Consider the following 14,312-nt stretch of genomic DNA (forward strand, 5'->3'; position numbering starts at 1 on the left):
CCCTCTCGGCTGTCACAGGAGTGCCCCCTGTGTCTGCGAACCGAGTTGGAGCCCCCGTGCGCATACGGACGTACGCCATAGCAGTGACGGTCGCCGTTTCGGCCACCGCTGGTCCGATCCTCGCCCCGCCCGCGAGCGCGGCGGTCCCGAAGGCGTTCGCCAGTGACTTCGACGGCGACGGCTTCGCCGACCTCGCCGTCGGAGTGCCGGACGGCGCCGTCGACGGAAAGGCCAAGGCCGGATATGTCGACATCGTCTGGGGCGGGGCGAAAGGGCTCGGAACGCGAGGCGACACCCGGATCACCCAGGCGAGACCCGGTATCCCCGGCACCCCCGAGAAGGGCGACCGGTTCGGCGCCGCGGTGTCCGTGGCCGACGTGAACGGCGACGGTCGGGCGGACGTGGTCATCGGCGTCCCCGGTGAGGACATCGACGGAGTCGGCGCCGACGCGGGCACCGTCTCCGTCCTGTACGGCGTGCACGGTGGCCTGGGTACCGGCGCCACCGTCCTGAACGGTCCCGCGTCCTCGGCCGCCTACGGAAAATCCCTGCTGGCCGCCGACTTCACCGGCGACGGCACCACGGACGTCGCGATCGGCGCGACCGACAAGGTCGTGCTCAAGCAGGGCGGCGGTCCCGCGACCACCGTGTTCACCGGCGCCATGGGCGGACGCGCGCCCGTCCTGGCGGCCGGCGACTTCGACGGCAGTGACGACGGAGTCCCCGACCTCGCCACGGGGTACTGGTCCACGGCCCCGTTCACCCAGTCCCACGTACGCCTGTGGAGCTGGTCCCCCGAGGAGAAGTCGCTCGCCAACTTCTGGAACACCGACAACGCCGGCGTCTCCGCGCTGGCCGCAGGTGACTTCGACGGGGACGGCCACGACGACCTCGCCCTCGGCGAGTGCCGGGAGATAGCCGACGAGAACATCGACGACCCCTGCGGCCCGGAGGAACTCGCCGAGGGCGGCGGCATCCACATCCACTACGGCGCCGGCATTCCCTATAACTTCGGCTACCGCCAGCAGACCCTCAACCAGGACACCGCCGGCGTGCGGGGCGTCGCCGAGGCCGCCGACCACTTCGGTGCGGCGCTCGTCGCGGCCGACGTCGACGGCGACGGCCGCGACGACCTGATCGCCGGTGCCCCGGGCGAGGCCATCGGCAGCCGCGCGCAGGCGGGCGCCGCGACCCTGCTCCTGGGCGGTCCGACCGGACTCGTCGACGCGCACGGCGAGGCCCGTTCGGTGGCCTACCAGCAGAACACCCCGGGTGTTCCCGGCGCCGCGGAGGCGGGCGACGCGTTCGGGGCCGCGGTCGCGACGGGCGACTACGACCACGACGGCGCGACGGACATCGCGGTCGGCTCACCCGGCGAGAACACCGGATCCGGTGGAGTCTGGGTGCTTCCGGCAGCCTCTCCCGACGGCTCGTCCGTGTTCACCCCCGCGAAGCTCGGACTGCCGTCGCCGTCGAGCGCGCTGAAGTACGGCGGAACGCTGACCAGCGACTGAGACAGGCCGGACGACGTCACGGGGTGACCAAGGAGGTGACCTCGCTCGAAGACGCGTGCCGGGCCCGATGTAGCGGGCCCGGCACGCGTCTCCGAGGATGCGGTGCCGCCGTACCGGCTGGGGATGCGCGTCCCAGGTGTGTCAGCCGATCGAGCCGAGGTCGGTGCCCGTCCAGTGCGTCGGACGCATCCGGACCACCACGTGGTCGTCGAGTTGGGACTCGGCCCATGCCGTGTACTTGTCGAGCGCCTCGCCGGACAGATAGCGGGCGGCGAGTTCGCGGTGCACGCCCGCGGCGGGTTCGGTGACCTCGGCGACGGGACCTTCGACGGAGACATAGCGAGGAGTGGGCTCGACGCGTTGCACGAGCAGACTGAAACTGCCGGCCGCCTTGATCAGCTTCATCTTGCGGGAGTCAGCGCCGGTGAGGATCCAGGGCATCCCGCCGGGCTCGTAGTCGTACCAGATCGGTACCAGCAACGGTCCACGGTCCTCCCCGGCGGCGACGCCGAGCGTGGCGACGTGCGGCTGGGCCAGGAAGGCTTCGCGTTCTTCACGTGAGAGTGCCATGCATTCGACTGTAGGACGGGGCTCCGACAATGTCTCCGCGAACGGCCGGACGCCGCGGGGCACGGCGGGGACGCGGACCGCCCCGCGTCCGTCAGTTGCTGTCCTCGCCCGGGCCGTCGGCGTCGGCCCTGCGGCGGACCGACCTCGCGCGAAGCCCGAGAACCAGGGCGCCACCGACAAGGCACGCACCGAGCGCCAGGACCATCATGAGGTGGGAGCCGTCGTCGTCGCCGTCCCGCCCCGTGGAGGCCGCGAGCGATCGCGCGCTCGGCTCGGACGGCTCGACGAGTGGACCGCCCGTGGAACGCACGGCGAAGGAAGCCGTGTTGTCCGCCTTGTGCGGGTCGTTCACGGGCCGCTTCGCATCCTGTATCGCTTCCAGGAGCCCCTCGGCCCCGCGTACCCGCCGGTCGATGCGGAACTCCAGCGTCGTCTGCCAGGTGTCGCCGGGCTCCAACGGATTCGGAGGTCTGCAGGTGTAGACACGCTTGCCGGCAGCGGCGCATTCCCACTGCCACTCCGACTCGTTGTCGGGGTCCGGCGGCGGTGTGGGCCGGACCACGCTCAGGCCTTCCGGGACGGTGATGCGCAGCACCGTCCCCGAGATACGGCCCGGTCCGGCGTTGTCTACCCGGAACGTGGCCTCGTCCGTGCTTCCGGTCGTGCCCACCACGGCCTCGGCGCTCACCCGCAGGTCGGTGGTCTGCGAGGTGTGCATCCGGATCTCGCCGAGGTTGTACTTGTCGACGAACGAGCCGGCGCCGGCGTCGATGGGGCGCACCCTCAACTCCGGTCCCGTGCCCTGCCGCAGGGCGGGGTCGGTCCCGGTGGCGCCGGGATCCTCCTCCGCGTTCCCCGTCATCCCCTGGAGATACGGGTCGTAGCTGAAGCTGCCGTTCACCATCGTGTCCGGTATGCCGACGGAGACGGGCGCGGTGAACTCGTACGCCTGCCCGGGCGCCAGCGGTTGGTCGAACCAGCAGTCCGCGTAGAGCCCGGGTCCTTCCGCGGCGTACCGGCAATTGCTGTACTGCACCGGGAAGGTGACCTGTGCGGCGGCGAACTTCACGCCGAAGCCCTGGGCCGGGAACCTGCCCGCGTTGCGGATCCGTGGGGTGAAGCTGAAGGTCTCGCCCGCCGTGTCTCCCGTACGAGGCTTCTCCACCCGTGCGCGAAGGTCGGGGCCTTCGATCCAGACGTCCGTCTCGAAGACCGCGTCCTCGGTGCCGGGCGCGCTGAAGGTGTAGCGGATCGTGCCGTGACTGCCACGGCGGACGCCCTCGACGGCTTCGATGTAGATCCCGTCCGGGTAGTTGTCCTTGCCGCGTGTGAGGGTGCCGAGCGTGCACCGGACGACGTCGGTCGTGCCGAAGGCGTGCTCTCCGCAGGCACGGCGGGTGCGCAGACGGGCGATGCCCTCCAGGCCTGACGCGTCGACCGTCAGGGTCACGTCGGTCTGCGCGGCCCGTCCCGCCCCCGGCTGCGGGGCGAGCCACAGACGGACGCCCCCGCTGGGGCTCACACCTCGCTTGGTCAGGTAGGCCGTGTGCGGCACCCTCAACTCGACGGCCGAGGTGGCGGCTTGTGCTGTCACCGTGGACGGGAGGAAGGCCGCGAGCAGCAGAACGATCAGAGCCGCGCCCCGGCGACGTATGCGATACACCCGCAGATCTTCGCAGGGACATGGTGCGTACGCGAGACGTTTCACCGGCCCGCCGGACGCCGCCCGCCGAAGGCAGCGGTGTGAGGGGGTGGTTCGGCCGGTCGGCGTCCCCGTCCCGGGTCGTCCGTCGCCGCACGGTCAGTCGATCAGAACACCCGGATTGAGGATGTGGTGAGGGTCCAACGCCTCCTTGGCTGCTCGGAGCACCGTCGCGAAGGGTTCCGGACGCTGGCGGTCGTAGGCGGGGCGGTGGTCGCGGCCCACTGCGTGATGGTGGGTGATGGTCGCGCCGTGGCGGTGTAGTACGTCGCCGGCGACCGCCTTGATGTCGTCCCAGACCTCGATCTCCTCGCCGGGCCGACCGGCGACGGCCACGGTGAAGTAGGGCGCCGCACCGTCGGGATAGACATGGGTCAGGCGGCAGTTGACGGTGGCGGGATGGCCGGTCGCCTTGACGGCGGCGGCACCGACCTCGGTGCGGACGGCGTCGATCAGTGCGGGAATCCTGTCCCAGGTGGCGGCGGTCTCGAAGGTCTCGACGACGGCACCCATCCGGGCCAGTCCGTCGCGGAGGTACGGCATGCGCAGGAACGCCGACCGCCAGGCGCCCACGGCCGAATCGGGCCTCGACGCGCGGTCCGCGGTCGTTGTTCCGCCCCGGCCTCCGTGGGCGTGGGCCATGTCGAGCGCGGCGGCGAGCCGGTCGTCGACGGGCGCGGTCGCGGACTCGAAACCGAGGACGAGGACGGCCGAGCCGTCGCGTGAGGCGCCGGACAGAAGGGCCTCACCGGGGTCGAGGAGGCGGCAGTTGGCCGGGGCGAGGTCGGACTGGGCGACGGCGCGCACCGCGTCCAGCGCCTGCTGGAGGTCGGCAAAGGCCACGGACGTGGAGGCCTTGTGCCGTGGCCGTTCCTGGAGCCTCATCCACGCTTCGGTGATGACACCGAGCGTGCCCTCCGAGCCGAGGAACAGGCGGTCGGGCGACGGTCCCGCGCCGGACGCGGGCAGACGCCACGAGGTGCTGACTCCGGCGGGTGCGACGACGTTCATCGACTGCACGAAGTCGTCGATGTGGGTGCGGCCGGTGGCGTAGTGACCGCCCGCCCGGGTGGCCAGCCAGCCGCCGAGAGTGGAGAACTCGAAGCTCTGCGGGAAGTGCCGCAGGGTGAGCCCGTGGGGTCGCAACTGGCCCTCCAGGACGGGCCCGAGGGCGCCGGCCTGGATCCGTGCCGAGCGGCTGACGGTGTCGATCTCCAGGACCCGGTCCATCGAGGTCAGGTCGAGCGAGAGCACCGCGCCGTGGGCGTCGCCGCGGTACTCCACGCCGCCGACGACCGAGGAGCCGCCGCCGAAGGGGACGACGGCGACGCCCCGCTCGCCGGCCCAGTCCAGCAGGTCGACGACCTCGTGGTCGTCGGTCGGCCGGGCGACCAGATCGGGGATCCGCCCGGGACGGCCCCGGAGGGCCCGGACGACGTCGCGGTAGGCCTTGCCCATCGCGTGTGCGGCGCGTACGTCCGGATCGGCGTTCACCAGGTGGGCGAGGGAGGGCGGCGGAGCCACGGCGGGGCGGCCGACGGCCAGGTCGGAGACCCGGGGTATCGGGAGGGGGCGGGCCAGGGTGCCGGGGAGCAGGGCGCCCAGGGCGAGGCATTCGGCGTCGTCCGGGTGGGCGTCGACGTAACCCCAGCCCCACCAGGAGCGCGTGCGGGACGGACCGGGGCCGGACGGAGTGGCGGACATGCGTGTGCTCCCAGTGAGGTCCGGAGAATTGACCCAATGGAAAATTACCCTAGGGTAATATCCGGACCATGACAACGCTCCCTTCGAAGGCCGGTACCAAGGGCGTCCCCAGGGCCGCGCGGGAACGCCAGGTGCTCGCCGTCGCGACCGCGGAGTTCGGCCGCAACGGGTACGAGGCCACCACCGTGGCCGCGGTCGCGGCCCGCGTCGGCGTCACGAAGCCGCTGGTGCACCACTACTTCGGGAGCAAGGAAGAGCTGTATCTCGCGTGCCTGGACCCGGTCGGTGACGGTCTGCTGGACGCGATCCGCGACGCGATGGCCGGACACGCCACCACGGATGCGGCATCCACCCCCTTGCGCGTCATGGGCGCCCTGTTCGCCGCCCTCGACGGGCGGCGCGAGGCGTGGTTCGTCCTCTACGACGGCACGCTGCCGCCCGGGAGTGCCGCCGCCCGACGCGCGGCGTACTACCGCGGAGCCGTCGACGACCTCGCCGCGATCGGCACGGCCGAGCTCCTCCAGGGGGCCGGAGTCGGCGACCCGCTCGACGCCGACGCGCTCAAGTACGCCTGGCGGGGCCTGTGTACGGCGCTGGTCCGCTGGTGGGCCAATCATCCGGAACAGTCGCCCGAAGCCATGACGCGCCGCTGCGCCCGGCTCTTCGCGGCGAGCCGCGCCATCCTCGCCGTGGGCGACGAGAACGCGTAGGCGTGAGGTGCGCACCACTTCGCCCGCCGTCTGTCGAGCCGCGGCTCGACAGGGCCGCGAGCGGATGTGCCGAGCGGTTCCCGCACCGCCCACCGGTCGGGCGCCGTCCGTCCGGCACGGTGAGCGCCACGCGCCACGGCCACGGGTCGTGCGGAGCCCGCACCGTACGCGGACCGGCCTCGTGCGATGGTCCGCGCGAAGCCGGTCCGGCCGTGCGGCAGTCGGGCGCCTGTGTCAGCTCGCGGTGACCGCGTCGAGCGCGGCGAGGGCGGAGGCGTCGAGCACGACGGCTCCGGCGGCGACGTTGGCCGCCAGGTGGGAGGCGTCGGCGGTGCCCGGGATGAGGAGCGTGTTGGGGGTGTGGTGGAGGAGCCAGGCCAGTCCGACCTGGGCCGCAGTGGCGCCGAGGGAGTCGGCGATCTCCTTGACCACGGGGTGCTCGGACACCTTGGGGAGACCGGGGAACGCGCTGCCGAGCGGGAAGTACGGTACCCAGGCGATGTCCTCGGCGGCGCAGGTCCGCACCAGGTCCTCGTCCTCGCGGGCCAACAGGCTGTACGCGTTCTGCACACAGGCGATCCCGGCCGGCAGAGCCCGCTTCAGGTCGTCGAGTCCGACGGTGCTCAGACCGATGGCGCCGATCTTTCCCTCGTCCCGCAGCTCGGTCATCACGGCGAGCTGGTCGTCGAGGTCGACGACCTGGTCGGGCGTGACCGTCAGGCCGAAGCCGCTGGTGGTCGGGCGGCGCAGGTTGACGAGGGGAATCGTGTCGAGCCCGAGGCTCTTGAGGTTGGCCTCGACGTCGGCGCGCAGCTCGTCGGGGTGCTGGGCGTAGCGGAGCGGAAGCGGGCCGCCCGCGTCGGGTGTGGCTCCCACCTTGCTCACGACGGTGACGCCGTCCTCGGGGCGGATCGCTTCGCGGATCAGGTCGTTGGAGTAGCCGTCGCCGTAGAACTGCGCGGTGTCGATGTGGTCGACACCCAGCTCGACCACGCGGCGCAGGATCGCGAGGGCGCCGGCGCGGTCGTCGCGCAGCCGCGGGAGCTGCATCGCTCCGAAACCGACACGGGAGACGACGAGGTCGCCGAGCCGGCCCGGGCCGCCGGCCCGCGGAACACCGGTGGCCGTGGTGGGGGACGAGGGGATCGGGGCGGGAGAGGTCATGGGATGTCCGTCCTCGGAGAGGCGTGAGAGCATGGTCTAAGTGGAGGAATCCTCCGCCATGTCGACCGTAACACATACGGAGGGATCCTCCACTTTGTCTGCGCACGCTTCTTCCGCCGACGGAAACCCCGGCACGCCGGAACCCGGGGCGCCGCGCGCACCCCGCGCCGACGCGCGCCGCAACCGCGACAAGATCATCGAGGCTGCCCGGGCCGCGTTCACGTCCGCGACGGAACCGGTGGCCCTGGAGACCGTCGCCAAACAGGCCGGCGTGGGCATCGCGACGCTCTACCGCAACTTCCCCACCCGGGACGCACTGGTGGAGGCCGTCTTCGCGAACGAACTCGACCAGGTCGCCGCCTGTGCGACCCGGCTTCTGGAAGAACTTCCCCCGCCGGCCGCGCTACGGGCCTGGATGGACCGCTACATCGCCTTCGCCGCGACCAAGCACGCCATGTACCGGGACCCGCGCACCGGTCCCACGGCGGGGAGGATGCCCGTGATCCCCACCCGTGAACGCATCGTCGAAGCGGTGGAGACGCTGCTCCTGGCCGGCGCGCGGGACGGCTCCCTCCGTGCCGACGTCACGCCCGACGACCTCACCACGCTGCTGCTCGGCGTCTCTCTTGCCGCCGTCTCGGGCATCCGCCCCGAACAGACCGCCCGGCATCTCGACCTCATCGCGGACGGGCTGCGACCGGCTCGGCACGCCTGACCGTCGGCCGCTCTCGTCCCCGTCGAGGCGGCGTGACTCGGTGCCCGCCGGTTCGGTTCATCAGCCCGACCGGCATGCCGACGTACCGGTCGACCGTGGCGAGCCGCGGTTCCGTCGTCCGACGGGCTCAGTCGCCGACGAGGGGGAGGGGCGGGAACGTGTGGTCCCGCCAGATCCGGCGGGACGACTCCTCCGGGTAGGCGAGGACAGCGGACTCCGTGTCGAGGCGCTGGACGAGCCGCTGACGCGCGTCGTACGCCGGCCAGCCGGGATCGCCGTGGGCCGCGAACGAGGTCCATGCGGTGCGCATGCGCGCGGACAGCGCCTCGGCCTCGGGGGAGGGCGCCTCGCCGATCAGCAGAGCGGTCTGTCCGCGATCCAGGTTGCCGAAGACGAGGGGCACGTCGAGGCCGTGGCAGGCACCGAGAACACCTCCCATGCCGGGGGCCGGCCAGGTCAGCTCGTAGACGTGCGCCCGCCCGCCGGCCGTGGTCTGCGCCTCGGCGAGGTGGAGCGACGGCATGCGGAACAGCCAGTCGGAATGGACCAGTTCGTACAGCTCGTCGGGGCGCCCCGCCGGGAAGGCCTCGCGATAGCGGCGAGCGCCGTCCGCGCCGGGGGCCAGCTTGGCGAGGGCGGTCTCCGCCTGCGCCTCGCCCACCTCGCCGAGGAGGCCGCTGACGGCGGTGAACAGACGCTGCTCGTCACGAGTGTGGCCGACCAGGAGTTCGATGTCGCGCCCGGCGCCGTCCGCGAGGGCCTGCCACGGCGTGACGGTCAGGACCTCACCGTCGACGACCGGAGAGAACACGATCGACCGGTATGCGGCAAGGCCCCAACGACGGTCCCACTGCTCCAACTTGGCGCCGACCGCGTCGGCGGCGACGGACAGCTCGCGCGGGGCGACGGCGGACAGCTCGTCCACCGTGGGCCGCAGCCCCAGCTCCGCCGCGCAGGCGGCGGTGATGTCGGCAGCGAGGTCCGGCGTGAAGAGCGTGCCCGTCGCACTCTGCACGACGGCCCGGCGGAACAGTCCGGCCGCACGGTCCATCGCCAGCAGCGCGGCGACGGACCCCGCGCCCGCGGACTGACCGAAGACCGTCACCTGGTCCGGGTCGCCGCCGAAGGCCCGGATGTTGTCACGCACCCAGGTGAGGGCGGCGATCTGGTCGAGCAGTCCCCGGTTGGAAGGGGCCCCTTCGATCTGCGCGAAGCCCTCGATCCCCACCCGGTAGTTGAACGTCACCACGACGACACCGTCGCGCGCGAGCCGGCCACCGTCGTACTCGGGGAGGCCGGACGTGCCGATCACATAGGCACCGCCGTGGATCCACACCATCACCGGCAGTCCCGCGCCCGGGGCGGGATCGGGCGACCAGACGTTGATCGTCAGCCAGTCGTCACCCGGTGCCTCCCGCGAGGACGCGTCCATGCCGAAGTGGCCGCCCTGCGGGGGAGGCGGGCCGTACGCCAGTGCCTCGCGCACGCCGCTCCAGCCGCGTACGGGTCGCGGCGCGGCGAGACGCAGACCGTGGACCGGGGGCTCGGCGAACGGGATGCCACGAAAGACCGCCGTGCCGGACTCCCAGACGCCGCGCAGCCCTCCCACCGTCGCGCGAACCTCGGGCTGGGGCCCGGATGTCTCCGGTTCGGCAACGGTCATCACGACCACCTGTCAGGCGGGACGGGCGCTCGCAGGTGCCCCGGACTCTCGGGATCCTCCACCGCGGCGGGCGGCCGCGCCAGCGATTTACGGCTGCCGCGCCCGGCCGCCGTCGCCCGGCTCCACCCCTCGCCGCACCGCGTTCGGACTTCCGGCCGCACACGTGCGGGCGGCGACGGGAGGGGCGGCACCGGGGGAGGAGCGGAAAGGCTGCGGCCCCCGTCCTGTGTCAGCGCCGCCAGAACAGGTGGTGCACCACCCCGCTCGGGCTGGGCACGACGTCGAGGTGGAACCGGTCGAGCAGGTCCTCGGGCGAATCCCAGAGGCGGAGACCGGCCCCGAGCTTCAGCGGCGAGACCGCCACGTGAAGGGTGTCGACGAGGTCGGCGTCGAGGAACTGCCGGACCGTGGAGACCCCACCGCCGAGCCGGACGTCCTTGCCCTGGGCCGCCTCCCGCGCCTGTTCGAGAACGGTGGCCGGGTCACCGTCGACGAAGTGGAACGTGGTGTCGGACAGCGTGATGGAAGGGCGCTCGTGGTGGGTCAGGACGAACACCGGCGTGTGGAACGGGGGCTCGTCACCCCACCAGCCGCGCCAGTCGTGGTCCTCCCACGGCCCGCGCTGAGGGCCGAACTTGTTGCGGCCCATGATCTCGGCGCCGATGTTGTGCGCGAAGTCCCGCGTGAAGTAGTCGTCCAGGCCACGGCTGCCTCCGGGATCGGAGCGCATGGGCCAGCTCGCCGTGGCGCCGGCCCAGGAGAAGAGCCGTTCGGGATGGGGGAGGCCGAAGGGGCGCTCGAGGGTCTGGTCCTCACCGGCCCCGATTCCGTCACTCGAGATGTTGAAGTTCATGACTTTCAGCAGCTGATCCACGTGATCTCCTCGTCAGGTCGCGTCGCGTGCTCGCGCGGGGCGGAGAGCCCCACACCAGCACGTCGAACGGACGACGCCCGGATCGACACGGCTCCGAATTTTTCTTTCCCCGGCGGCCGGACGACGGCTCGGGTGCGGAGTCCGGACGGCACTCGGCCTGCGCGGCAGCGGTGTCCGGCACGTGGACCTCGGCCCTAGCAGCGTTCGTCGGGGCCGAGAGCGGCGTTCTGCGCGGTGTGAGCGACGCGTGTCAGCAGGGTGCGCAGGGAGGCGGCGTCCGACTCGTCGAGATCCGCCAGCAGGCGCCCCTCGGCTGTGGCCAGGCCGCGCCGGGCACGGCCCAGCTCGTCGCGTCCCTTGTCGGTGATCACGACCTGGCGTGCGCGCCGGTCACGCGGATCGGGCCGCCGTTCGATGAGTTCCCGGGCCTCCAGATCGTCCAGGAGATACGTCATCACCGTGCGGTCGAGGCTGACCTGCTGGGCGAGGGCCAGCTGCGTAGGGGGCTCGCCCGCGGCCAGTGCGACGAGGACCAGATATCCGCGCGGCCCGCCCGGAAGCTCGGCCACCGACTCGGTGGCCACCCGTCGAAAGGCCGACGAGACCATGCGGATGGCCCAGCCGAGGTCGGTGTCGAGGGTGATGTCCTCGTCCGCGGTGGACCGTCGCGTGCCCTTGCTGCCGCCCCTGGTAGCACTCATGTCGCCAATCTAGCACTCTGTGCTGGGCTACAGATGTTCTTGCTAGCAGAACATCTGTAGCGCATAGTGGTTTGAGGATGCGGCCGCGATCGGACGACGCGACGGGCCGCAGCGGACCGCTACTCATGCGAGACAGAGATCGAGGATCGCCATGTATGACATGGACACACTGCGGGGCAGGACGGCGCTGGTGACCGGGGCGACGTCGGGGATCGGCAGGGCTGTGGCGCGGAGCCTGGCCGAGCGAGGAGCCGAGGTCGTCGTCCACGGGCGGGACCGGGACCGTGGGGAGTCCCTCGTGAAGGAGATCGAGCAGCAGGGCGGAGCGGCCCGGTTCGTCGTCGCCGATCTGGCGGATGCGGACGATGTGGCCCGACTGGCGGCCGAGGCGGGGAGCGTGGACATCCTCGTGAACAACGCCGGTCTCTACGAGTTCGCGCCGACCGCCGCGACCGATGCCGCGAGCTTCGACCGGCAGGCGGCGGTCAACACGCGTGCCCCGTTCCTGCTCGTCGGCGCACTCGCCCCCGGGATGGCCCGGCGGGGGCACGGGGCGATCGTGACCGTCAGTTCCAGCGCGGCACGTATGCCGGCGCCAGTCGGAGGGGCCTACGCGGCGTCCAAAGCGGGCGTCGAGATCCTCACCCGGTACTGGGCGACCGAGTTCGGCCCGCACGGCGTGCGCGTCAACGCCGTCTCGCCCGGACCCGTCCGCACGGAGGGCACCGCGGCCATGCTCGGCGACCAGATGGAGGCGTTGGATCGGGTCAACGCGCGAGGCCGGGCGGGTGACCCGCGTGAGATTGCCGAGATCGTGATGTTCCTGGTGGGCCCCGCCAGCAGTTACGTCAACGGCGCCACTCTCTTCGCCGACGGTGGCGAGATCAGCGCCCTGCCCGGCTGAGCTCGGTCCGGCCGACGGGCGGTCCGCGCGTCGACATGGTCGCGCGCGGGGACACGCCGCGAAGCTCGGAGCGTCCTGGCGGCCCTGTCCTTCGACGGCACGAGGGCCACCTGCCTCCGACCGGCGGCAGATGGCCCTCGTGCGCGTGGGGCGGGTGCGCCCCCTCGGTGGAGCGGAATCAGACGGGCACCACTTGCTCGGCCTGCGGCCCCTTGGGGCCCTGGTTGACGTCGTACTCCACCTTGGCGCCCTCGGCCAGCTCCTTGAAGCCGGTCGTCTGGATCGCGGAGAAGTGCACGAACACGTCGGGACCGCCGTCATCCTGCTGGATGAAGCCGAAGCCCTTCTCCGAGTTGAACCACTTCACGACACCTGTTGCCATCTGTGCATCCTCTGTGACTACGTGCAGACGGCCGCGCCTTGCACACGGCCTGCTCGATCTTGCCCCGTGCCGGCCAAAAACTAACTCACCGCATCGGGTGAACGACGCCTGGTGATATGCGAGGCGTGCGTCCATCAGCCCGTGTGGTCGGCCAGGGCATCGATCAGGGTGGGCCACAGCTCGCGCGGGCGGTCGTGGCCCATGTCGGGGACCAGGAGGAGGATCGATCCGGGGATGAGGTCGGCGGTGCGCCGTCCGCCGCTGGGGTCGATGAGGGTGTCGTCCAGGCCGTGGATCACCAGGGCCGGCAGATCGAGAGCGCGGAGGCCGTCGGCCCGGGAGCCGGCGAGGATCATCGCGCCGAGCTGTCGCCCGACGCCGGCCCGGTAGGAGGAGCGGTCGAAGCTCCGTGCGGCCAGGTCCCGCAGCGCGGCCGCGTTGCCGTACCGCTTGGAGGCCCACACCAGTTCGCGCTCGGCCGCCGCGACGTGTCCCTCGCGGTCCGAGGGCTTCGGGCCGGAGAGCACGGCCTGGGCTTCGGCGCTCGGCCGGCCGTACTCGGGCTCGCCGGTCGAGGACATCATCGACGTCAGGCTCAGCACGCGCTCCGGCCGGCTGATGGCCATGGTCTGGGCGATCATGCCGCCCATCGACGATCCGACGACATGGGCCCGCTCGATGCCGAGCGCGGTGAGCAGGCCGAGGCCGTCGTCCGCCATGTCCCGCAGCGTGTACGGCACCATCGCGACGGCGGCCGCGATGTCCCCCGAACTCACCGCGCCGATGAACCGGCCCACGTCGACGGGATGATCGTCGAACTTCGTGGACAGCCCGCAGTCCCGGTTGTCGTACCTGATCACGTACCGGCCACGCTCGGCGAGCGCGCGGCAGAAGCCGTCGTCCCAGGCGATCATCTGGGCGCTGAAACCCATCACGAGCAGGACCGCGGGATCGGAGGGATCACCGAACGTCTCGTACGCGACGGACACTGCTGGCGAGACGTCGATGATCGGCATGCCAGGAGTTTGTCAGCACCACCTGGCCGCCCGCACCCGGGTTGTCGTCCCGCTCCCCGCAGGCTGCGCAGGCGTGTTGACGTGATCCCTCAGGGAGTGGCGGGGGCCCCACCCGTGCCGCCGAGTGGCCAGGCCTCGATGTCGCGGTAGTGGACAGGCCCTTGACTGCGGACCGCGTTGCTTCCGACCAGGTGCAGTCGCTCGGCGGACCATCGACGGCCGGTGAAGCCGGTGATCCCCTGCGCGATCTCGCGCACCGAGGTGTGGTCTCCCCTGCGGGCGCGGGCCAGCGTCAGGTGCGGGCGGAGCGGACGCTCCTCGAATTCGATCCCGCGGTTGCGTACGGCGGTACGGACGTCGGCGGCGAGTTCGTGCAGTTCGGTGAGATCTCCGTCGATCCCGCTCCACAGCAGGCGATCGTCGAACGTGCCGCTGCCGCGCAGGGCCAGAGCGGGCGACGGACGCTTCGCCGCGAGCTCGGCCAGCGGCGGCCGCAGATCGGGGACCGTGTCGGCGGGCAGTTCTCCCAGGAACGCCAGGGTGATGTGCCAGTCCTCGATCCGGTTCCACCGCATCTCCGGGTGCGAGACGTAGGCGGGGCCGAGCGCCGCGGCCAGCTCCTCCTTCGCCCGGTCGGGCGGGGCGAGCGCGATGAACACACGGACGGTCGAGGGCGCGGTCTGATCCTTCACT

Annotated in this window: 14 protein-coding genes; 4 read left to right on the forward strand and 10 right to left on the reverse strand. The window is 71.8% G+C overall.

All coding sequences use genetic code 11. The features are described from left to right. Positions 1–56: 56 nt before the first annotated feature. Positions 57–1,514, forward strand: coding sequence for an integrin-like protein (locus OG406_RS37690; protein WP_329190262.1), 1,458 nt, complete (start codon positions 57–59; stop codon positions 1,512–1,514). 141 nt (positions 1,515–1,655) lie between these two features. Here the strand turns inward: OG406_RS37690 and OG406_RS37695 are convergent, their stop codons facing one another. The 3 genes from OG406_RS37695 to OG406_RS37705 all read right to left on the reverse strand — a co-directional run bounded on the left by OG406_RS37695 (position 1,656) and on the right by OG406_RS37705 (position 5,490). Continuing rightward, a complete protein-coding gene (locus OG406_RS37695; protein ID WP_267051921.1) occupies positions 1,656–2,084 on the reverse strand; it encodes a pyridoxamine 5'-phosphate oxidase family protein in 429 nt (142 codons plus the stop codon). 91 nt (positions 2,085–2,175) lie between these two features. After that, positions 2,176–3,747: a hypothetical protein gene (locus OG406_RS37700; RefSeq protein WP_329190264.1), complete on the reverse strand. Its 1,572-nt coding sequence runs from the start codon at positions 3,745–3,747 to the stop codon at positions 2,176–2,178. A 138-nt stretch (positions 3,748–3,885) separates the two neighbouring features. Further along, positions 3,886–5,490, reverse strand: a complete 1,605-nt coding sequence (locus tag OG406_RS37705; RefSeq protein WP_329190265.1) for an FAD-binding oxidoreductase — start codon at positions 5,488–5,490, stop codon at positions 3,886–3,888. Between the two features lie 68 nt (positions 5,491–5,558). Here OG406_RS37705 and OG406_RS37710 point away from each other — a divergent pair, with 68 nt between their 5' ends. After that, positions 5,559–6,200, forward strand: a complete 642-nt coding sequence (locus OG406_RS37710; RefSeq protein WP_267051924.1) for a TetR/AcrR family transcriptional regulator — start codon at positions 5,559–5,561, stop codon at positions 6,198–6,200. Positions 6,201–6,434: 234 nt separating this feature from the next. Here the strand turns inward: OG406_RS37710 and OG406_RS37715 are convergent, their stop codons facing one another. Beyond that, positions 6,435–7,364, reverse strand: a complete 930-nt coding sequence (locus OG406_RS37715) for an aldo/keto reductase (RefSeq protein WP_267051925.1) — start codon at positions 7,362–7,364, stop codon at positions 6,435–6,437. 94 nt (positions 7,365–7,458) lie between these two features. Between OG406_RS37715 and OG406_RS37720 the strand changes: the two genes are divergently transcribed. Next, on the forward strand, positions 7,459–8,079 hold the full coding sequence (locus tag OG406_RS37720; RefSeq protein ID WP_164369727.1) for a TetR/AcrR family transcriptional regulator: 621 nt from the start codon (positions 7,459–7,461) through the stop codon (positions 8,077–8,079). Positions 8,080–8,206: 127 nt separating this feature from the next. Here the strand turns inward: OG406_RS37720 and OG406_RS37725 are convergent, their stop codons facing one another. The 3 genes from OG406_RS37725 to OG406_RS37735 all read right to left on the reverse strand — a co-directional run bounded on the left by OG406_RS37725 (position 8,207) and on the right by OG406_RS37735 (position 11,317). After that, entirely contained in the window at positions 8,207–9,742 is a 1,536-nt protein-coding gene (locus tag OG406_RS37725; protein ID WP_329190268.1) for a carboxylesterase/lipase family protein, read from the reverse strand. A gap of 229 nt (positions 9,743–9,971) precedes the next feature. Continuing rightward, positions 9,972–10,616, reverse strand: coding sequence for a dihydrofolate reductase family protein (locus tag OG406_RS37730; protein ID WP_329190270.1), 645 nt, complete (start codon positions 10,614–10,616; stop codon positions 9,972–9,974). A gap of 194 nt (positions 10,617–10,810) precedes the next feature. Further along, positions 10,811–11,317 (reverse strand): MarR family winged helix-turn-helix transcriptional regulator, encoded by a 507-nt coding sequence (locus OG406_RS37735; protein WP_329190272.1) that lies wholly within the window; start codon positions 11,315–11,317, stop codon positions 10,811–10,813. 151 nt (positions 11,318–11,468) lie between these two features. Here OG406_RS37735 and OG406_RS37740 point away from each other — a divergent pair, with 151 nt between their 5' ends. Continuing rightward, positions 11,469–12,221, forward strand: a complete 753-nt coding sequence (locus tag OG406_RS37740) for an SDR family NAD(P)-dependent oxidoreductase (RefSeq protein WP_267051930.1) — start codon at positions 11,469–11,471, stop codon at positions 12,219–12,221. 178 nt (positions 12,222–12,399) lie between these two features. On the opposite strand, the gene OG406_RS37745 is transcribed toward OG406_RS37740, so the two are convergent. From OG406_RS37745 to thpR, 3 genes are all read right to left on the reverse strand, one after another. Further along, positions 12,400–12,603 (reverse strand): cold-shock protein, encoded by a 204-nt coding sequence (locus tag OG406_RS37745; protein WP_081222374.1) that lies wholly within the window; start codon positions 12,601–12,603, stop codon positions 12,400–12,402. Positions 12,604–12,737: 134 nt separating this feature from the next. Further along, positions 12,738–13,619, reverse strand: coding sequence for an alpha/beta fold hydrolase (locus tag OG406_RS37750; protein WP_164369732.1), 882 nt, complete (start codon positions 13,617–13,619; stop codon positions 12,738–12,740). A gap of 89 nt (positions 13,620–13,708) precedes the next feature. After that, positions 13,709–14,311 (reverse strand): RNA 2',3'-cyclic phosphodiesterase, encoded by a 603-nt coding sequence (gene thpR, locus OG406_RS37755; protein ID WP_329190277.1) that lies wholly within the window; start codon positions 14,309–14,311, stop codon positions 13,709–13,711. Between the last annotated feature and the right edge of the window lies 1 nt (position 14,312).

It is taken from the genome of Streptomyces sp. NBC_01428, from assembly GCF_036231965.1.
In the GTDB taxonomy this organism is placed as follows: Bacteria; Actinomycetota; Actinomycetes; order Streptomycetales; family Streptomycetaceae; genus Streptomyces.

Coding starts and splice junctions, on each gene's coding strand:
- OG406_RS37735 (WP_329190272.1), bottom strand. CDS start 11,317: ATGAGTGCTACCAGGGGCGGCAGCAAGGGCACGCGACGGTCCACCGCG.
- OG406_RS37710 (WP_267051924.1), top strand. CDS start 5,559: ATGACAACGCTCCCTTCGAAGGCCGGTACCAAGGGCGTCCCCAGGGCC.
- OG406_RS37745 (WP_081222374.1), bottom strand. CDS start 12,603: ATGGCAACAGGTGTCGTGAAGTGGTTCAACTCGGAGAAGGGCTTCGGC.
- OG406_RS37695 (WP_267051921.1), bottom strand. CDS start 2,084: ATGGCACTCTCACGTGAAGAACGCGAAGCCTTCCTGGCCCAGCCGCAC.
- OG406_RS37715 (WP_267051925.1), bottom strand. CDS start 7,364: ATGACCTCTCCCGCCCCGATCCCCTCGTCCCCCACCACGGCCACCGGT.
- OG406_RS37725 (WP_329190268.1), bottom strand. CDS start 9,742: ATGACCGTTGCCGAACCGGAGACATCCGGGCCCCAGCCCGAGGTTCGC.
- OG406_RS37740 (WP_267051930.1), top strand. CDS start 11,469: ATGTATGACATGGACACACTGCGGGGCAGGACGGCGCTGGTGACCGGG.
- OG406_RS37705 (WP_329190265.1), bottom strand. CDS start 5,490: ATGTCCGCCACTCCGTCCGGCCCCGGTCCGTCCCGCACGCGCTCCTGG.
- OG406_RS37750 (WP_164369732.1), bottom strand. CDS start 13,619: ATGCCGATCATCGACGTCTCGCCAGCAGTGTCCGTCGCGTACGAGACG.